Here is an 18,778-nt window from a genome sequence, read left to right as displayed (position 1 = left end):
TCATGCGACGCCCTTGAGTCGATCGAGCGCGAGCGCGAACGCGTCCTCGTCGCCCACGTTGCCGGGGAACACGACGTAGGTCAGGCCCGGTCGCAGGCTGCCCGTCCCGAGCTCCCACACCGAGACCTGGCCCGGGAAGAGCTGGCCGCGCACCGTCGCGCGCTGCGCGCCCAACGCGCGCACCGCGACGTCGTGCGACGTGATGCCGCCCTTGGCGAGCACCCAGCCGAGGTCGGCGTCCGCCGCCACGTCGCCCACGACGGCCACGATCGCGTCAGCGATCGCGGCCGCCCGGCCCAGCGCGTCACCGGAGCGCTCGTGCGCCGACGCGCGCGACGTGACGAGGGCCGCGTCGCCGTCGCGCAGAGCGGCGCGCAGCGCAGCGACCGCGCGGGCGCACGCGTCGTCGCGCGCGCCCCCGAGCACGTCGTCGACGTCCAACAGGACGACGCCGAGCGCGTGCCGAGCGCGCGCCGTGCGCAGCTGCCGCGTCGTCAACTCGGTGTGCGACCCGACGACGACCAGCCCGTGCGTGTCGGCCGTCCCCAGCTCGGCAGGCTCGAGCGGCGCGGGCGCCGGCCACCCCGCGCTCGCGGACAGGAACGAGGGCCCGGTCCGGCACACGAGGCGCAGGCCGCGCCGCTCGGCCAGCGCGACGCCGCCGGCGATGACCGCCAGGTCACGCTCCTCCACGGCGTTGGCGACCACATACCGCGCCCGGCCGCGCGCGCCGAGCAGGACCTCGGCGACTCGGGACGGCCCCTGCGCGCGCAGCTCGTCGAGCCCGATCGTCGCCACGCCCGCGTCCCGGCCGGCGCGCTCGCGGATCCACGCCACGAGGTCCGACGCGTGGTAGCCGAAGACGGGATCCCGCGCGAACTCGGTCTCGCCCACCGGCACGAGCGCCTCGCCCGTGCGCAGGAAGTGGACGTCGTCGATCGTGACCCTGCCGGCCTCGGGGTACGCCGGGCAGAGCAGGACGACGTCGACCGCCCGGCCGCCGGTCGCCAGGCCGGCGGCCAGCGCCTCGGGCTCGGCGGGGAAGTGCCCGCGCAGCGTCGAGTCGCCACGGCTGATCGCGCGCACGTCGACTCCGAGGCGATCCGCGACCGCCGTCAGCCGCTCGCCGATCTCGCGGTTGATCTCGATCGCACGGGACTCGGGCAGCGCGCGTGAGTTGGTCAGGATCGCGAACAGGGGTCGCGCCGTGGCCATGGCCCACTCGAGGTCGGGCGGGTCCCACGACATGACCAGCGGCACGTCCCGCACCGTCTGCGTGCCCGTCGGATCGTCGTCGATGACGGCGATCCGCACGCGGTCGGGGTCGGGGACCGCGAGCGACTCGCCCGGCCCGTCGATGGTCGGTGCGATCCGCGCCGCGCTCATCGCCCCAGCGGGTTCCAGCCGCGCCCGGCGTCGCCGACCGGCTCGCCGCCGTCCTCGGTGACGATCAGCGTGTCCTCGAGCTTGACGAACCCGAGCGCCGGGTCGGCGACGTGGGTCTCGATCGACAGGACCATGCCGGCCACCAGGTCGCGGTCGCGATGCGTCGCCGGGTACGGCGGCGAGCCGGTGTCCGTGAGCCGGGGCGCCTCGTGCGTCAGCAGCCCGGTCCCATGGGCCAGGAAGCTCATCCGAGGACCGTCGGGCAGCTCGCCGATGACCTCGCCGACGGCGTCGAAGAGGTCGCCGCCGCGCCGCCCGGCGATGACGGCGGCCCGCGCGGCCTGCTGGACCGCGTCGACCTCGGCGAGCAGCTCGCGATGGCGCGCGCTCGGCTCCCCGGCGATGCCCATCCGCGTCAGGTCGGCGGTGTAGCCGAGCCGGTCCGCGCCCGAGTCCAGCGACAGGACGCCGCCGGGCTCGATGCGTCGATCGCTCGGCGCGCGCGCGTGGCTGCGGCCGGTGGCCACCAGGCAGTAGGCGAACGTGAGCCCACGCAGGGTCTCCTCCTGCCGCAGGCGCTCGGCCACCTCACGCGTGGACATCCCGACGTCGACGGCGGCGAACGTGGCGAGCATCGCCTCGACCACGGCGCGCGACGCGCCACGAAGGATCTCGAGCTCCGCGGCGCTCTTGACGGCACGCAGCTCGTCCAGGTCCGGGCCGACGTCGACGAAGCTCGCACTCGGAAGCTCGCGGGTCAGCACCGCCATGGCGTCGGCAGGCACGTACGCGGGCTCGACGCCGATCGTCGCGCGCTCCAGGCCGCGGGCCCGCAGCGCTTCGGCCGCCGCCAGCGCGGCGTCGGTCGTGCCCCACGAGCGGTGCTCCACGCTCGGCACCCACAGCGGTTGGGCGTCGGTCCCCCACGCCTCGTTGCCGGCGCCGACGTAGAACGCGTCGCCCAGCCGCTCCGGGACGTAGCCGACGACCGGGAGGTACCGCGACGGCCCGATCGGGTCGAGCCGGTCATAGAGGAAGAAGCGGTAGCCGCCGAGCAGGTAGCGGACGTTGTGCGGCGAGGTGGCCAGCAGGGCGGCGACATCGCGCGCTCGCAGCAGCGCGTCGAGCCTGCCCGCGTCGAAGGGAGCGCGCTGCTTGGTTGATCGTTCGAGGTTCACGAGAGGTAAGGAGTGGGTCCTGGGGCGGAACGGGAGGGGGCGCCGGCCGGACCGGGCGGCGACCGCGACCGGTCACCGCCCGGGTCGCGTGGCGGACCTAGCAGGGGTTGCTGTAGTACAGGGCCTTGATCGCGGGGTCGTTGATCTGGTCGTTGGTGGCCGTCGACAGCGGCGCCGTGACGCTCTTGGTCACCGGCTTGCCCGACAGCTTGTTGGCCAGCTGCTGGACGGCGATCCGCCCTTCTTCACGGGGACGCTGGACGACCGTCCCGGTCACCGAGCCCTCTTGCAGGAGCTTGATCCCGGCGGGCTGGAGGTCCCAGGTGATCACCTTGACCTTGCCCACCTTCTGCGACTGGCGCAGCGCCGTCGCGACGCTGGAGGCGATCGTGTCGTTGGTGGTGTAGATGCCCTTCAGGTTCGGATAGCGGTTGAGCAGCGCCGACGCCTCCGCGGCGATCTTGTTGATGTCCAGGTCGGGGTACTTGATCGCCACGACGTCGATGTCGGGGAACTCGGCCATTGCCTCCTTGAACCCCTTGATCCGGCCCTGGGTGATCGGATTGCTCGGGATCACGCCGATGGCCAGGACCTGGCCACGCTCACCGATCTGCTTGGCCAACAACTCGCCGCCGAGCTTGCCGCCCTGCTCGTGGCTGGAGCTCACGAACGAGATGGCCAGCGACGGATCGGCCAGCGCGACGTCGACGGCCACGACCGGCAGCCCCTTGCTCACCGCCGGCTTGATGGCGACGCCACCGGCCTGCGGATCGGCGGCGCTGAAGATCAAGCCGGCCGGGTTGCGCGCCAGCACCGACTGCAGCACCTGGGCCTGCTCGGCCGCGTCCTGGGACTTCGACGGCGCCTGCGGCCGACCGACGTCGAACCCCAGCTGCTTGCCCTCCTCATACGCGCCGCAGCCGATCTGCTTCGCGTACCCCGGCACCGACTCCGGCATCACGATCGACAGCTTCTTGCCGGCAAACGACGAGCCGCCACCGGCAGCCTTCGCGCCGGAGCCGCCCGAATCGCTCGAGCCACAGGCGGCGACCGCGCAGGCCACCGCGAAGGCCGGCACTGACCAGCCCATCTTTCGCATCGTCACTCCTCTTCGTTGAACGTGTCCGACCCGCGGCACCGCGCGGACGCCAGGCGTCCGCGCCTCTCTCTCACTCGTTGCGCTTGCGGCGCTCGCTGTCCAGGTAGACCGCCAGGACCAGGACGACGCCGGTGACGACCTGCTGCCAGTAGGACTGGACGCCGCCGATCACGAGGCCGTTGGCCAGCACGACGGGGATGAACGCTCCCAGCACCGTTCCGACGATCGTGCCGACGCCGCCATAGAGGCTCGCGCCACCCAGGAGCGCAGCGGTCGCGGCGTTCAGAGCATCGAGCGAGTGACCTGAGATGCTCGTCGTCGAGAACCGGGCCAGCGCGAGCCACCCGGCCAGGCCGGCGCACGCGCCCGAGAACAGGTAGATCCTGACGAGATGGCGCTCGACCGCGATCCCGGCGCGCTCCGCCGCCTCCTTGCTGGAGCCGATCGCGTAGGTGTGGCGCCCGAACACCGTCTTGGCCAGCACCACGCCCGCCACCGCGGCGAACACCAGCGCGATCAGCGCGACCGGCGGGACGCCGAGCACGCGCTCGTTGCCCAGGTCGATCATCGACGCGGGAACGTCGACGAGATCGGCGCCCCCGGCGACCACCAACGACAGCCCCAGCGCGGCGCCGAGCGACCCGAGCGTCACGATGATCGGGTTCAGCCGCGCGTAGGCGACCAGCCACCCGTTCAACGCGCCCCAGGCGCCGCCGGCGGCCAGCGCCCCCAGCAGCCCGAGCAGCGCGGTCGGCCACGAGCTTCCGCCGACCCACCCCATCACCTTCATCGCGAAGACGCCGGAGAACACCAGCACCGAGCCGACCGACAGGTCGAACCCGGCCGTGACGATCACGTACGTGATCCCCACGGCGAGCACCAGCGTGATCGCCGCGTCGAGCGTGATGTTGCGCACGTTGTCGACGCTGGCGAACGCCGACCCGTTGACGATCGAGAACGCGATGACCAGCGCGATCAGCCCGGTGACGACGGCGAACAGCGGGTTGGCGACGACCCGCGCGAGCGCGGGCCGGCCGCGGCCGTCGCGGGCGATGTCGTCCGGTGGCGGCGTCGCCGCGCCGGCCGTGGCGGCGCGACCCTCGGTGGCGTTGGGGCTCATGCGGGGTGACCTCCGTTGATGTCGGCGAGGCCCGCCGCCGGCGCGGCCGCCTCGGCTCCGCCGGTCATCGCCGCCACGAGGCGGTCGACCGACGCCTCGGCGCGCGTGAACCGGGCCACCCTGCGCCCGAGGCGCAGCACCTCGATGCGGTCGGCCACGGCCAGCACGTCCGGCATGCTGTGAGAGATCAGGACGACGGCGATCCCCGAGTCGGCGACGGTCCGGACCAGGCGCAGGACGTTCTGGGTCTGCACGACGCCGAGGGCGGCGGTCGGCTCGTCCAGGAGCACGATGCTCCGGCCCCAGGCCACGGCGCGAGCGACGGCGACGCCCTGACGCTGGCCGCCGGACAGCGCGCGAACGGAGGCCCGGCTGGTGTCGGCCGTGACGCCGAGCTCCGCGAAGGTGCGCGTCGCGTCGTCCCGCATCGCCCTGTCGTCCATGAAGCCGAGACGACCGAGCAGGCCGGCCCGCCGCCGCTCCCGGCCCAGGAAGAGGTTCGCGGCCGGTCCGAGGTCCGGCGCGAGCGCGAGGTCCTGGTACACGGTCTCGATCCCGGCGGTGTGCGAGGCGGCCGGCGAGTCGGGTCGGTACTCCGCGCCGTTGACCGTGATCGTGCCCGCGTCGGGCAGCGCGGTTCCCGAGAGGATCTTGACGAGCGTGGACTTCCCGGCGCCGTTGTCGCCGATCAGCGCGGTGACCTCCCCCGCGCGACATTCGAAGTCCGCGCCCTTGAGCGCCTCGACGTGCCCGTAGCGCTTGACGATGCCGCGAGCGACGAGCGCCGGCGGTCGCTGCCCGGCGTCGGTCGCTGTCGGTGGTGGCGTGTCGGTCATGCGCCCACCGGCCCGTCGTGCGCGCCGCTCGCGCACCTGGTTGCTGCTCTCCGTCCCATACGAGACCACCGTACCAGCCATAGGTCAACCGGTCAACCAATTTGTCTGAGGCGCAAGCTTGGCGTGCTCGTCGTGCGGTACCGTAAGGGTCGACCGGTCCACCAGGACGCCACCGTTCGCCTCGCGCCTCAAGGGAGCCCATGAGCACCAATCCTTCATCGCCGACGCTCCCGAGCAGCCTGCGCGTCACCCCCCGCGAGCCGCCGCTGGCCGAGATCACGCGCAAGCTGCTCGACTACCTGCTGTCGGGCGAGGTGGAGCCCGGCACCCGCATACCGGGAGAGCGCAACCTCGCCGAGGCGCTCGGCGTCGGGCGTTCGGCGGTGCGCGAGGCCATCAAGTCCCTCAGCCTGCTCGGCCTGCTGGAGGTGCGCCAGGGCGACGGCACGTACCTCAGCCGCTCCGGCTCCGACCTGCTGCCGCGGGTCATCGAGTGGGGCCTCCTGCTGAAGGTGCCCAGCATCATGGACCTCCTCGAGGCCCGGACGGAGATCGAGATCGTCGCGGCGGGGCTGGCCGCGACACGGGCCGGCGAAGCGGAGATCGCCGTCCTGCGGGAGCGTCTGGATGCGATGCGCCGAGCAGTCAAGGATGTCGATGCATACGTCGAAGCCGACATCGCCTTCCACCTGGACGTCGCCCGCGCCGGCGGCAACGAGGTCTTGGCGAACCTCGTGACGAGCCTCCGCGCCCTCCTGCGCGTATGGGTCGACCGCGTCCTGCGTCACGCCGGCGAGAACGACACGTCGCTGGCGATGCACGAGCCGATCGTCGAAGCGATCGCCGCGGGCGACGCGGCGGCGGCACGCGAGGCGATGCGGGCCCACATGGAGCGCGCGAACCGGCGCCTGCGCGAGGCGCTGGAGGCGGACGCGGCGCAGCCCGCCGAGACGGGCGCCACGTCGCCCTAAGCCGTCCGGGTCGCCGCGAGCGCCTCGAGGCCCAGCTCGGCGATGGCCGCCTCCCGGAGCCTGAACTTCTGGACCTTGCCGGTCACGGTCATCGGGAACGCGTCGACGACGAGGACGTGGCGCGGGATCTTGTAGTGGGCCAGCCGGCCGTCGCAGAAGGCCCGCACGGCCGCGCCGTCGAGGTCCGCGCCCGGTCGCAGGCGAACCCACGCGCACAGCTCCTCACCGTAGCGGCGGTCCGGAACGCCGACCACCTGGACGTCGACGATGTCGGGGTGGCCGTGGAGGTACTCCTCGACCTCGCGCGGATACACGTTCTCACCGCCGCGGATGATCATGTCCTTGATCCGGCCGACGATGTTGCAGTAGTCGTCGTCGTCCATCGTCGCCAGGTCGCCGGTGTGCATCCAGCGGCCCGCGTCGATCGCCTCGTCGGTCCGCTCGGGGTCGTCCCAGTAGCCCAGCATCACGCCGTAGCCACGCGTGCAGAGCTCGCCGGGCTCGCCGCGCGGAACGACGACGCCCGTCTCCGGGTCGACGATCTTGACCTCCACGTGAGGCCCGGGCCGCCCGACGGTTCCGACGCGCCGCTCGAGCGGGTCGTCCCGGCGCGTCTGGGTCGACACCGGCGACGTCTCGGTCATCCCGTAGCAGATCGCCACCTCGTCCATGTGCATGTCCCGCACGACACGCGTCATCACGTCCACCGGACACGGCGAGCCCGCCATGATGCCGGTGCGCAGCGAGGCCAACGAGAAGCCGCCGAAGTCCTCGTCCTCGAGCATGGCGATGAACATGGTCGGAACGCCGTAGAGCGACGTGCACGCCTCGTCGTCGACGGCCCGCAAGGTCGCCCGAGGATCGAACGCGGCGGCGGGGATGACGATGCACGCGCCGTGCGTCACGCAGCCGAGGTTGCCCATCACCATCCCGAAGCAGTGGTAGAACGGCACGGGCACGCAGACGCGGTCAGCCGCGCCGTAACCGAGGAGCTCGCCGACGCAGAACCCGTTGTTGAGGATGTTGTGGTGCGAGAGCGTCGCGCCCTTGGGGGACCCGGTCGTGCCGCTCGTGTACTGGATGTTGATGGGGTCGTCGAAGCTCAGCGCGTCCATCCGCGCGCGTAGCGCACCGCCGTCCACGTCGGCTTCGGCAAGCTCGGCCCAATCGTCCGATCCCAGGAAGATCGTGCGTCGCAGCTGCGGCAGCTCTCCCCCGACGGCGTCGACCATCGCCGTGTAGTCGCTGCCCCTGAACGCCGGTGCGCTCACGAGCATCCTCACGCCGGACTGGCTCAACGCATACGCCAGCTCATGCGTGCGATAGGCCGGGTTGACGTTCACGAGGACGGCCCCGACCTTGGCCGTGGCGAACTGCAGGAGCACCCAGTCCGCGCAGTTCGGCGCCCAGATGCCGACGCGATCGCCCACGCCGATCCCGGCGCCGAGCAGGCCGCACGCCAGCCGATCGACGGCACCGTCCAGCTGAGCGTAGGTGTATCGACGCCGCTCGTGCACGCTGACGAGCGCCTCGGCGTCCTGGCGCTCGGCGACCGTGGCCTCGAGCTGCTCGCCGATCGTCCGGCCCAGCAGCGGCGTCGAGCCGACCCCGTACGCGTAGGACGCTCGACCACGCGTCGCCGCGGCCATCAGCGACCCTCGCGAGCCGAGAGCCGGCCGGCGTGCAGCCACGCTCGGAGCTCGGACCGCCGGATCTTGCCGCTGACGGTCTTGGGAAGCTCGTCGACGAAGTGGATCTCGCGCGGGTACTTGTACGGAGCGGTGGTCTGCTTGACGTGATCTTGGAGCTCACGCGCGAGCGCGTCCGACGGGCCGTAGCCGTTCGCCAAGACGCAGACGCCCACCACGACCTGCGTGCGGTCGGGATCGTCGCGGCCGACGACCGCGGTCTCCGTCACCGCCGGGTGCTCGATGAGCGCGCTCTCCACCTCGAACGGCCCGATCCGGTACGCGCTGGACGTGATGACGTCGTCGTCGCGGCCCTCGAACCACAGGTACCCGTCGGGGTCGACCGCGGCCTTGTCACCGGTGAAGTACAGCCCCGCACGGAACACACGGGCGGTCGCCTCGGCGTCGCCCTCGTAGCCGCGGAACAGCCCGATGGGGTGGTTGGGTTCGCAGCGGACGGCCACGTTGCCCACGACGCCGGCGCCCACGGGCGATCCACCGTCGTCGACGACGACCACGTCCCACCCGGGCATCGGGCGTCCCATGGAGCCCTGGCGTACGGGGACCGACCGGTAGTTGGCCACCAGGCACGTCGTCTCCGTCTGGCCATAGCCGTCGTGGATCGTCAGGCCCGTGCCGTCCTCCCAGGCCCGGATCACCTCCGGGTTCAGTGGCTCGCCGGCGCTCGTGCAATGCCGGAGCGACGACAGGTCGTGCCTGGAGAAGTCACCTTGGACCAGCATCCGGTAGAGCGTCGGCGGCGCGCAGAAGGAGGTCACGCCGTGGCGGGCGACGATGCCGAGCACCGTGTCGGCGTCGGGCCGTCCCAGCGCGACCTGGACCACGCAGGCACGCTCGTGGAACTGACCGAAGAGACCGCCCCATGCGGCCTTCGCCCAGCCCGTGTCGGCGACCGTCCAGTGACGATCGCCGGGGCGCAGGTCGTGCCAGAACCGGGCGGTGCCCACGTGCCCGAGCGCATAGGACTGCACGTGCTCGACCATCTTGGGCTCGGACACGGTTCCGCTGGTGAAGTACAGGAGCAGCGGGTCGTCGCGGTGGGTCGGGTCGGCCGGCAGCGGATCGCCACCCGCTCGGGCACAACGCTCGCCGAAGTCCAGCCAGCCCGCCCGCGCGCCGCCGCCGCCGCCGCAGAGCTTCACGTCGAGGACCGCGCCGCTCGCGTCGACCTTCGCCGCGCCGTTGGCGTCGGTGATCGCGACGCGGGCACCGCCCCGGCCGACGCGGTAGGCGATGTCCTTCGGCGTCAGGAGGTTGGGACCGGGCATCGGGACCGCGCCGATCCGCATGCAGCCGAGCAACGCCGCGTACCAGGTGGGGCCGTGCGGCAGCATCACGAACACGCGATCGCCCTGCGCCACGCCCAGCTCCAGCAGCGCCCGCGCTGCCTCGCCCGCTGCGCGCGCGAGGTCGGCCGCCGTCTGCAGCGCGACCGGCTCCCCATCGCCGGCCACCGACAGCACGGCGGGAGCGTCGGGCTCGTCGACGGCCCACGCATCGACGATCCCGATGACCGCGTTGAAGCGCTCCGGCGGATGGAGACCGAACGTCCGTCGCTCGCTCGCGTACTCGGTCATCCGCGGCGCGCTCGTCCTGGTCGGCCTGGTGCGTGCGGGGGTCACGACCGGACCTCCAGTCCTGCTGTTCGCGGCAGCTTGAACACGCGGTGCGCGTTGTCCCAGTAGAGCCCGCGCAGCACCTCGTCGGGAAGGTCGAGCCCCGTCACGGTCCAAGGTCCCTGGATCGGCAACGGATGCTGGAGGCCGGTCTCCGAGGTCTCGAAGAAGCGCCAGTGACGCGAGAAGAACTCCGCGAGGTCCCAACGGGCCGGCGACTCCCGGGCGCTGTCGTCGCCGACCGCCCATCCCCCGTCGGCCGACGGCAGGTCGAAGGGCTTCGTACGGATCAGGTCGGTCCCGAAGATCACGCGATCCGGGTGACCGAGGATGACCGCTCGCACGGTCTCCCACGCATCGTCGGCACCCATGTCCGCGATCGTCGTCGCGGTGTCGACGTGGTAGTTCGGATACGAGCCGAGCATCCGGTCGACGTCGGCCCACCGCATGAAGCAGCCGAAGTGCAACCCGACGAACATGGTGTTGGGGTGGGATGCGACGACCGCTTCGAACTCCTCGTGGATCTGCCGCAGAGACGGGAACTCCTCGCTCCCGTACCACCACTCGGGATGGGCGCGCAATTCCTCCAGGCGTGGGTTGCGCTGATCGAGGGGCGCGAAGAACGCCGGCGCGTCGCCGACGTGGATCGCGATCGGCAAGCCCGTGTCCGCCGCCGCCTCCCAGATCGCGTCGAGCCGCGGATCGTCCACGCTGACGCGCTCACCGGCCGCATCGTCGAGCCACAGCCCCAAGTTCTTCCACAACTTGACGCCGACCGCGCCCGCGGCGGCGGCGGCGCGGAGCTCGCGGTCAAGGGCCGCTTCGCTTCCCTGCTCGCCGAGGCGGGAGAGGTCCGGAACGTGACAGCGGTGAAGCCGCGGCAGCGCCTCCGCCCACGCCTTCCCTTCGGCCTCGAAGCCCGGCGGCGGCCATTCGACGTCCCACAGATGGACGGCGCCCTCGAGACCCGCAAGATCCAGGATCTCCTCGACGCGCCCCGCGGTCGTCGCGTCGTAGTGGCAATGCGCGTCCATCACCGGACCGCGATATCTCGGATGCATGTCACTCCCCATCATCGATCGTGTGCCGAAGCACGAGTGAGAGGCCACGCCGTGCGGACTCTGCAGCGTTCGGGGACGCCCCGCAATGAACACGAGGCGTCCCCGGAGAGAGTCCTGCGGGTCACTCGCCGCCCAGTCTGCCATGGATCGGTCAACCGGTCAACCAATATCGGTGATCGCGACCGTCACGCGCCACACGTCAGCCATCGACGCCGGTCCACGGGCACTCCCGCCAGGTAGCGCCCGCCCGGCTCATCGCGAGAACGTGCATGGCCGGTCGGTGGGCGGCCCAATGCGTTCTCGGCCGGCTCGGCGACCTGAAGGGCACTCGGCGTCCCAAGCAGAAGATGCCTACGGTGCGCGCGGCGCAGAGAGCATCGAGAAGGGTGAAGCGACCGGCTTGCCGGAACGGACCCAACGCCCGTGGCCCGCAAGCCACGGCACCCGGCGGATCGGCGCCAAACGCCACGCATCGGCGGCAATATCGCCGAATAAAGGCACTAGTGCCTGAACCGAGGCCCGCTCCACGGCGATCCCGCCCGCCCCCAAGAACGACGAAACCCCGCGATATGCGGGGCTTCTTGATGAGGGTGAGCGAGGGGACTCGAACCCCCGACCGCCTGGACCACAACCAGGAGCTCTACCAACTGAGCTACGCCCACCAGGTCAGAGAAGCAGTGTAGACCACCCGGCCGGCGGGAATGGCCTCGGAGGACCGAGATCGTCGTCGACGAGGAGCCCGTAGCGTCATGGCCGCCGAGCCGAGCACCAGAGAAGCGAAGCTGATCCAGTACCTCAACGAGGCGTATGGCAAGGAGAAGGAGCTCGAGACCGCGCTGAAGGCGCACATCTCGATGACCACGCGCGACGCCTACAAGAAGCGTCTGCGCGAGCACCTCAAGGAGACGCAGGCGCAGGCCAAGGGGCTGGAGCGCCGAATCAAGGCGCTGGGCGGCAAGGCGGAGGCGGTCTCGCTCCCGGGTCCGGACGTCGCGTCGCAGGCGGCCGCGAAGGCGACCTCGGCGGCGAAGAAGGGCGTCGCGCTGGCGAAGGGCCCGCTGCACGCGATCCGCGGCACCGGCGAGGCCGAGAAGCTCCTGAAGAACGCCAAGACCGAGCTGTTCAACGAGTTCGAGGAGATCGCCAACTACCTGGCGATCGAGGAGCTCGCCAACGCGCTGTACGACCAGGACACCGCGAAGCTCGCGCGCGAGTTCCGCCGCCAGGAGGAGCGGATGGCCGCCTTCCTCCAGAAGCTGATCCCGCAGCTGGCCAAGGCCGTCGTGCGCGAGGACGTCCCGGCCAAGGAGCGCAAGCCGGCCGCGGCCGCGGCGGCGTCGTCGAGCAACGGCGGCCGGGCGCGGCGCGCCACGTCCTCGTCGAGCCGCTCGACCGCCTCCCGCTCCACGGGCTCGCGCTCCACGCGCTCGACCGCCACGCGCTCCACCACCTCCCGCTCCTCGCGCGCCAAGAAGTCCTAGGCCCTCCCCGACCCCGCTCAGCCGCTGAGCAGCCCGACCAGCTCGCCGGGCTCGGTCGCCAGCGCCGCCGCGCCCGCCTCGCGCAGCTCGCGCTCGGTGCCGATGCCCCACAGCACGCCGACGCAGGGCATGTCGTGCGCGCGGGCGCCCAGGACGTCGAACTTGCGATCGCCGACCATCACCGGCGACCGCGCGTGCGGCAGCCCCTCCAGCGCCCGCGCGATCGTCATCGACTTCGTCTCGTCGCGCGCCTGCAGCTGCGGGCCGTGGATCGCGCCGAACCGCCCGCGCAGCCCCAACTGCTCCAACAACGGCTCGGCCATCGCCTGCGGCTTGGACGTCGCCACCACCAGCGGCATCGTCGCGGCGAGCTCGTCCAGCGCCTCCGGGATGCCGTCGAACACCGCGCTCTCGGCCGCCATCGTGCTCCGGTACCGCGCGCGGTAGCTGACGACCAGCGCGTCGGCCTGCGCCTCGTCGGAGGCGAACAGCGCCATCGTCCGGTGCAGCGGCGGGCCCAGGTGCGGCAGCAGCTCCTCGGCGGGACGCTCCGGCAGCCCGTGCTCGGCGAGCGCGGCGTTGACGCTGCGCACGAACGCGGTCCGCGAGTCCACGAGCACGCCGTCGAGGTCGAACAGCACGGCGTCGGCGGCGCTCAAGTCCATCAACTCGTTCACTTCCTGGTGGTGGTGTACCGGCGCAGCACGGCGTTCGCGCCCTCCGGGACCGTATAGAACGAGCGGCCGTCGCCGCTCAAGGCCAAGGACTCGCCCTGGCCCTCGGCCAGCAGCGGGGCCGAGCCGACGCACGGCTTGCGCTTCAACGCCGACGCGATCGACGCGCCCGGCCGCTTCGACCACACGTACAACGCGGTGTAGGTGCGGATCGCGACGACGCGCCCGTCGGCGCTGACGTCGCCCGCCGTGGCCAGCCCGCCCAGGCCGAGCCGCAGCGTCGTGACCTTGCGCAGCGTCTCCGGCGCCGTCACCGACGCCGCGTACACGCCCGACCGCCCGTCGACGCGCTTGGTGACGACCACGACCTCCCCCGTCCGGCGGTCGGCGATCAGCGTCTCGGCGTCGTGGGCGCCGTCGGGGTACTTCAGCGACAACCTGGTCGCCGGCGCGGTCGTCGCCGGCCGGTCGCCCAACCGCGGCTCCTTCACCCGCCAGACGTCGATCGACGCCCGCGACGCCCGGTTGTCGCCGATGTCGCCGACCAGCAGCGTGTCGTCGGGCCCGACCGCGATGTCCTCCCAGTCGACGGCCCGCGCGCCCGGGACGTCCAGCGACGCGATCAGCGACCCGTCGGTCCGCAGCGCGAACAGCCGCGCCCGGTCGCCCGAGTCGTTGTGCGACCACAACACGCCCCTCCGCGTCGGGCTCAGCACCAACCCGGACAACTCGGTCGCCTCCGGCGCGTGCACGTGCCCGGCGACGCGCACGTCCAACCGCCCGCACAACGCGGGCGCCGCGGCGGCCCGCGCCGCCCCGGACCCCGTCGCCGCCGTCGACGACGTCCTCACCGCCGGCGCCTCGCCGCCGCCACCGCACGCGCCCAGCGCCCCCACCGCGCCAACAGCGAGCACGGCGACCAGCGGCAGGCGAGCACGGACGGACGGCACGGCGCCGCCACCCTAGCGCGCGCCCGGAGGCGCACGCCCGCGTGCACGCCGTCCGCCGCGCCCCATATACCGTCGCCGCGCCACGATGCTGCGCGAAGCCTCCAACGCCCGCTTCACCCTCCAGGGCCCCTGGCTGCGCCGCCGCATGGTCTTCTCCGCCGGCCGCCACGTCGCCGACCGCGGCCTGGGCCGCGCCGAGTACGACGGGCTCCGCGACGACCAGCGCACCGGCGCCGTCCCGGTCCTCCACACGTCCTCCGGCCGCACCTACTGGTGGTGCCTGGACCGCTTCTACTGGGAGGACGACGGCCTCGACGCCGACGACGTCTTCGCGCTCGTCCACGAGCGCCGCGCCCGCTCCCAGCGCCGCCTCCAGCGCGCCCACCAGGCGCTCCAGGCCGAGGCCGACGAGGACCGCCGCCCCACCCGCGAGCCCATCCCCCGCGAGCTGCGCCGCGCCGTCTGGGAGCGCGACGGCGGCGCCTGCGTCGAGTGCGGCGAGCGCTTCGAGCTGCAGTTCGACCACATCATCCCGGTCGCGCTCGGCGGCGGCACCACCGCCGACAACCTCCAGGTCCTCTGCGCCCCGTGCAACCAGCGCAAGGGCGCGACCATCTAGAGAACCGTCACACCCCTGACGGGCCGCTCAAGGACGCCGAAGTTCGAGGCGACTTCACGGGGTACGTGCCCATGCGCCTTCTGCACCGTGTGATCCGCGACGCCACCGACCCTTCGGTGGTCCTGCGCCGCGTGACCGAGCAGGCGCTGCACGTCGTCGCCGCCGCCGACGGCGCCGCCGTCGAGCTGCTGGAGCACGACACGTTGACCTACGTCTGCACGGCCGGCGCGCTCGGCCACGCGCTCGGCCTCAAGCTCCGGACCGAGGGCACCATGTCGGGCCTGGCGATCGACCTCGCGGCCACGCTGTGCTGCGACGACGCCGAGACCGACGACCGCGTCGACCGCGAGGCCTGCCGCTCGGTCGGCGCCCGCTCGCTGGTCTGCGTCCCGCTGCGCCACCCGCACGACGCCCAGGCCCTCGGCGTCCTGAAGGTCACCTCCGCGCAGCCCGCGGCCTTCACCGCGGACGACGTCACCACGCTCGCGCGCCTGGCCGGCTTCGTCGCGGTGGCGATCAGCGCCGCCGCCGACACGGCCCGCGTCGCCGCCGAGGTCGAGACCTTCAACTCGCTGCCGTCGAGCACGTTCGTGGCCAACGTCCTGGACCCGGCGATCGTCGCCTCCGCCGACGCCCGCCGCCGCGTCGAGCGCGTGCTCGACGAGGGCACGCTCGACGTGGTCTGCCAGCCGCTGGTCAACCTGGAGGACGGCACGCTCGTCGGCGCCGAGGCGCTGGCGCGCTTCCCCCAGGTCGACGAGACCGGCCCGCTCCCGCCGGACCGCTGGTTCGCCGACGCGCACGCCGCCGGGCTGGGCGTCCGCCTCGAGCTGGTCGCGGTCCGCAAGGCCGTCCACCTCCTCGACCACCTGCCGCCCGACGCCTACCTGACGATCAACGTCGGCCCCGACGTCATCGCCGCGCCCGAGCTCGCGCAGATCCTCGCCGGCGCGGACCCGACGCGCGTCGTGCTGGAGCTGACCGAGCACTTCCCGGTCGAGGACTACGAGCGCCTGCGCGGCGCGCTGTGCGAGATCCGCCGGCGCGGCACGCGCCTGGCGATCGACGACACCGGCGCCGGCTTCGCCAGCCTCGCCCACATCCTCAAGCTGTCGCCCGACATCATCAAGTTGGATCGCGACCTCGCGCGCGGGATCGACGACGACCCGATCCGCCGCTCGCTGGCCGCCGCGCTGGTCGCCTTCGCGCACCGCATCGGCGCGCAGGTCGTCGCCGAGGGCCTGGAGACCGAGGCCGAGCTGTCCACGGTCCGCGAGCTGGGCATCGCGCTGGGCCAGGGCTACCTGCTCGGCCGCCCCGGCCCGCCCGCGGCCCTCATGGCCAGCGTCTGAGCGACGCGCGCGCCGCCGAATCCCCCGGCACGCCGTGCACCGCGCCGCCCGGGAACGCCGCCGCGCTGCCCAGGAACAGGCCCTTGAGCGGCGTGCGGTACGGCGAGACCGACGGGATCGGCCGGAAGATCACCTGACGCAGGATGTAGGACCCGCCGCCGACGTCGCCGGCGACGAGGTTCGCGTTGCGCGCCTGGAGGTCGGAGGGCGAGAGCACGTGCCGCGCCAGCACGCGGTCCCGGAAGCCGGGCGCGTAGCGCTCGACCTGCGCCTCGACGCGCTCGACGTGGCGCGCGGTCGCCGCCTCGTCCCACAGCACGCCGTCCTGCGGCCCGTGCGTGTAGGCCCACGCCGTGTGCTTGCCCTCCGGCGCGCGCGTCGGGTCGGCGACCGACTGCTGGCCCATCAGCAGGAACGGCCGCTCGGGCAGCCCGCGCTCGGACGTCGCGATCGTGTCCAGCAGCTCGCCCTCGGGCCCGCCGACGTGCACGGTCCCGGCGCCGCGGACCGCCTCGTTCTCCCACGGGATCGGGCCGTCCAGCGCCCAGTCGAGCTTCAGCGTCGACGGGCCGTAGACGTAGCGCTTGAGCAGCGAGCGGTACCACCCCGACAGCGCGTCGCCGGCCAGCGCGGCCAGCGCGTGCGGCATGACGTCGGCGATGACGGTCGCGGCCTCGACCCGCTCGCCGCCCTCGATCACGACGCCGGTCGCCCGGCCGGCCGCGGACGTCACGCCGGTCACCCGCGCGCCGCAGCGCACGCTGCCGCCCAGCGACTCGAAGTACGACACCAACGCGTCCGACAGCCGCCCCGCGCCCCCGCGCGGCGACGGCCAGCCGACCGTGTGGCCCATCCAGTTCAGGTACGCGGCCGCGATCGCGCCGCCCGGCTTGTGCGGCGGCGTGTCGCCGTGCAGCGCCGCGCCGTAGAGCCACGCGCGCGCGGCGCCGCCGTCGAACAGCCGCTGGGCCAGCCCGACCGAGGACTCGCCGAGCAGCCGCGCGAACCCGAGCGCGCCCAGCGGGCCGCGCGACGCCACGAGCTTCAGCGCGCCGCCGACCGGCGGGAAGCCGCCGAGCATCGTCGCGCGCAGCGCGTCCCAGGACTCCACGAACGGCGTCGCGAACGCGGCCCACGCCTGGCCGTCGCCCGCGTGCAGCGCGTCCAGCGACGCGGCCGTCCGCTCGATCGACCGGTACAGCAACCCGGCCTCGCCGTTGGGCAGCGGCGCCGCGTAGCAGGCCTCCGGGTGGACCCACTCCAGCCCGTGCTCGGCCAGCGGCATGCGCGCGAAGACCGGCGACGCCACGCCCGCCGGGTAGACCGACGAGAACGTGTCGTGGTGGAAGCCGGGCAGCGTCAGCTCCTCGGTGCGGACCGCGCCGCCGGGGGCGTCGGCGGCCTCCAGCACCACGACCTGGCGGCCGGCCTCGGCCAGGCGGATGGCGGCGGCGAGCCCGTTGGGCCCGCTGCCGATCACGACGGCGTCGGCGCGCTCGCTCACGAGGCGATCTGCTTGGCCAGCTGGTGCAGCATGCTCAGGCGCTCGACCTCGCCCTGGCCCCAGAACGCGTGCTGGGCCTCGCGCCCGGCGATCCTGTAGGCCTTGTCGATGTGCCACGGCATCGGGTCCCACGTGCCCGCGGCCTTCACCCACGCCGACCCGTCGGGCATCGTGTACAACAACAGCCGGTTGTGGCCGTTGCCCATGAAGTGGCCCTGGTGCGTGGTCAGGTCGAAGCCGACCAGCGGCGTGCCGCCCTCGGGCACCGCGCGCGGCTCGTTCTCCCCGTACTTGGCCAGCCCGTCCTCCAGCGCCGCGAACCAGGCGGCCAGCGCCTCGGGGTCGTCGGGCGTGACGAGCTGGGTGATCGTCACGTACCCGCGCGTGAAGATCGGACGGCCGGAGTCGGTCCCGGCCGCGACCTCGATCTCGAAGACCTGGTCGGCCAGCCCGCCCGCCTTCAGCGGCGTGAAGCGGCCGATCTCCGACGCGTAGTCGGGCCACGTCTCGGGCCGGGTCAGCGCGCCGATGACCGCCTCGGCCGACGGCATCGCCACCGGCGGGTAGGTGTGCCAGACCTGCTCCTCGACCGGAGCGGACTCCGGCGTCAGCTCGCCGAGCCGGGCCAGCACGTGGCGGCGCTCCGGGTTGTAGGCCTCGCGGTCGGCGACGGTCTCGAAGGCGATGCCCCAGCCGCGGCGGGCGTCGTCGCGGTAGGCCTCGGGGAACCAGTCGCCGATGAGCCGCGCGGCGCCCTCCTCCAGCTGCGCGCGCGAGAGCGTCCCGCGGGCGGAGCGGCCGGTGACGAGGCGCTCGCCGCCGTAGGCCTTGTGGAACGCGGCGAGGTCGTTGAGGTGCAGCCGCCGGTGCGTGTCCTTGTTGTACCAGTAGGTCGTCAGGACGCTGAAGGCGAAGCGCAGGTCGTCGACCTCGCGGCTCTCGACCGCGCGCCGGTAGTACGCGGCGTTGAGGAAGTCGGTGACCCACGGCGCGGCGTCGCGCCCGGCGATCGAGGACCCGGTCATCCGCGCGAAGCGAAGCGGGCCGGAGCGCGGGACCTCGCGCTGCTGGGCCTCGACCTCCTCGGCGTCGTCGTCGAGGTGCTCGGGGAGCTCCTCGTGCAGGCTGGTGTCCGTCTCGGGGTTCATGAGGGGAGGGGGTTCCTTGGTCTCGGACTGTGGGTGTCCCCCAGTCTCCCTACCCACTCGTGGGTTGTCGACAG

16 protein-coding genes and 1 tRNA gene are annotated in these 18,778 nt (G+C 72.9%); 4 read left to right on the top strand and 13 right to left on the bottom strand.

Going from position 1 to position 18,778, the window contains the following annotated elements:
* The 5 genes from VFG42_RS13665 to VFG42_RS13645 form a co-directional block, all read right to left on the bottom strand.
* A complete protein-coding gene (locus VFG42_RS13665) occupies positions 1-1,386 on the bottom strand; it encodes a four-carbon acid sugar kinase family protein (RefSeq protein WP_324909287.1) in 1,386 nt (461 codons plus the stop codon).
* On the bottom strand, positions 1,383-2,564 hold the full coding sequence (locus VFG42_RS13660) for a Xaa-Pro peptidase family protein (protein WP_324909286.1): 1,182 nt from the start codon (positions 2,562-2,564) through the stop codon (positions 1,383-1,385). Before VFG42_RS13660 ends, VFG42_RS13665 begins: the two co-directional genes overlap by 4 nt.
* Before the next feature lie 97 nt (positions 2,565-2,661).
* On the bottom strand, positions 2,662-3,654 hold the full coding sequence (locus tag VFG42_RS13655) for a substrate-binding domain-containing protein (RefSeq protein WP_324909285.1): 993 nt from the start codon (positions 3,652-3,654) through the stop codon (positions 2,662-2,664).
* Between the two features lie 79 nt (positions 3,655-3,733).
* Entirely contained in the window at positions 3,734-4,783 is a 1,050-nt protein-coding gene (locus tag VFG42_RS13650) for an ABC transporter permease (RefSeq protein ID WP_324909284.1), read from the bottom strand.
* Positions 4,780-5,619, bottom strand: a complete 840-nt coding sequence (locus tag VFG42_RS13645) for an ATP-binding cassette domain-containing protein (protein WP_324909283.1) — start codon at positions 5,617-5,619, stop codon at positions 4,780-4,782. Before VFG42_RS13645 ends, VFG42_RS13650 begins: the two co-directional genes overlap by 4 nt.
* Positions 5,620-5,819: 200 nt before the next feature.
* Here VFG42_RS13645 and VFG42_RS13640 point away from each other — a divergent pair, with 200 nt between their 5' ends.
* Positions 5,820-6,590 carry a FadR/GntR family transcriptional regulator gene (locus tag VFG42_RS13640; protein WP_324909282.1) on the top strand — a complete coding sequence of 257 codons (771 nt, stop codon included), beginning with the start codon at positions 5,820-5,822 and terminating at the stop codon, positions 6,588-6,590.
* On the opposite strand, the gene VFG42_RS13635 is transcribed toward VFG42_RS13640, so the two are convergent.
* The 4 genes from VFG42_RS13635 to VFG42_RS13620 all read right to left on the bottom strand — a co-directional run bounded on the left by VFG42_RS13635 (position 6,587) and on the right by VFG42_RS13620 (position 11,638).
* Positions 6,587-8,239 carry an AMP-binding protein gene (locus VFG42_RS13635; protein ID WP_324909281.1) on the bottom strand — a complete coding sequence of 551 codons (1,653 nt, stop codon included), beginning with the start codon at positions 8,237-8,239 and terminating at the stop codon, positions 6,587-6,589. The genes VFG42_RS13640 and VFG42_RS13635 overlap by 4 nt on opposite strands.
* On the bottom strand, positions 8,239-9,921 hold the full coding sequence (locus VFG42_RS13630; protein ID WP_324909280.1) for an acyl-CoA synthetase: 1,683 nt from the start codon (positions 9,919-9,921) through the stop codon (positions 8,239-8,241). Before VFG42_RS13630 ends, VFG42_RS13635 begins: the two co-directional genes overlap by 1 nt.
* Complete coding sequence (locus VFG42_RS13625; RefSeq protein WP_324909668.1) at positions 9,918-10,949, bottom strand: amidohydrolase family protein; 1,032 nt, start codon at positions 10,947-10,949, stop codon at positions 9,918-9,920. Before VFG42_RS13625 ends, VFG42_RS13630 begins: the two co-directional genes overlap by 4 nt.
* Before the next feature lie 616 nt (positions 10,950-11,565).
* Positions 11,566-11,638 (bottom strand) — tRNA-His (locus tag VFG42_RS13620).
* A gap of 87 nt (positions 11,639-11,725) precedes the next feature.
* Between VFG42_RS13620 and VFG42_RS13615 the strand changes: the two genes are divergently transcribed.
* A complete protein-coding gene (locus tag VFG42_RS13615) occupies positions 11,726-12,457 on the top strand; it encodes a DUF892 family protein (protein ID WP_324909279.1) in 732 nt (243 codons plus the stop codon).
* 17 nt (positions 12,458-12,474) lie between these two features.
* On the opposite strand, the gene VFG42_RS13610 is transcribed toward VFG42_RS13615, so the two are convergent.
* Together VFG42_RS13610 and VFG42_RS13605 are read right to left on the bottom strand one after the other, a co-directional pair.
* Complete coding sequence (locus VFG42_RS13610; RefSeq protein ID WP_324909278.1) at positions 12,475-13,116, bottom strand: HAD hydrolase-like protein; 642 nt, start codon at positions 13,114-13,116, stop codon at positions 12,475-12,477.
* A 14-nt stretch (positions 13,117-13,130) separates the two neighbouring features.
* On the bottom strand, positions 13,131-14,081 hold the full coding sequence (locus VFG42_RS13605) for a hypothetical protein (RefSeq protein ID WP_324909277.1): 951 nt from the start codon (positions 14,079-14,081) through the stop codon (positions 13,131-13,133).
* 85 nt (positions 14,082-14,166) lie between these two features.
* On the opposite strand from VFG42_RS13605, the gene VFG42_RS13600 reads away from it, so the two are divergent.
* Both VFG42_RS13600 and VFG42_RS13595 read left to right on the top strand, forming a co-directional pair.
* A complete protein-coding gene (locus VFG42_RS13600) occupies positions 14,167-14,700 on the top strand; it encodes an HNH endonuclease signature motif containing protein (protein ID WP_324909276.1) in 534 nt (177 codons plus the stop codon).
* Between the two features lie 71 nt (positions 14,701-14,771).
* A complete protein-coding gene (locus tag VFG42_RS13595; protein WP_324909275.1) occupies positions 14,772-16,052 on the top strand; it encodes a sensor domain-containing phosphodiesterase in 1,281 nt (426 codons plus the stop codon).
* On the opposite strand, the gene VFG42_RS13590 is transcribed toward VFG42_RS13595, so the two are convergent.
* Positions 16,036-17,556, bottom strand: a complete 1,521-nt coding sequence (locus VFG42_RS13590) for an NAD(P)/FAD-dependent oxidoreductase (protein WP_324909274.1) — start codon at positions 17,554-17,556, stop codon at positions 16,036-16,038. The two genes, VFG42_RS13595 and VFG42_RS13590, sit on opposite strands and share 17 nt — an antisense overlap.
* Positions 17,553-18,704, bottom strand: a complete 1,152-nt coding sequence (locus VFG42_RS13585; protein ID WP_324909273.1) for a hypothetical protein — start codon at positions 18,702-18,704, stop codon at positions 17,553-17,555. The genes VFG42_RS13590 and VFG42_RS13585 overlap by 4 nt, the downstream gene beginning before the upstream one ends.
* Positions 18,705-18,778 lie beyond the last annotated feature (74 nt).

This window comes from Baekduia sp. (genome assembly GCF_035685985.1).
Taxonomy (GTDB): Bacteria; Actinomycetota; Thermoleophilia; order Solirubrobacterales; family Solirubrobacteraceae; genus Baekduia.
Note: the sequence above shows the minus strand (reverse complement) of the source record. Positions and strands in the feature narration are given on the sequence as shown.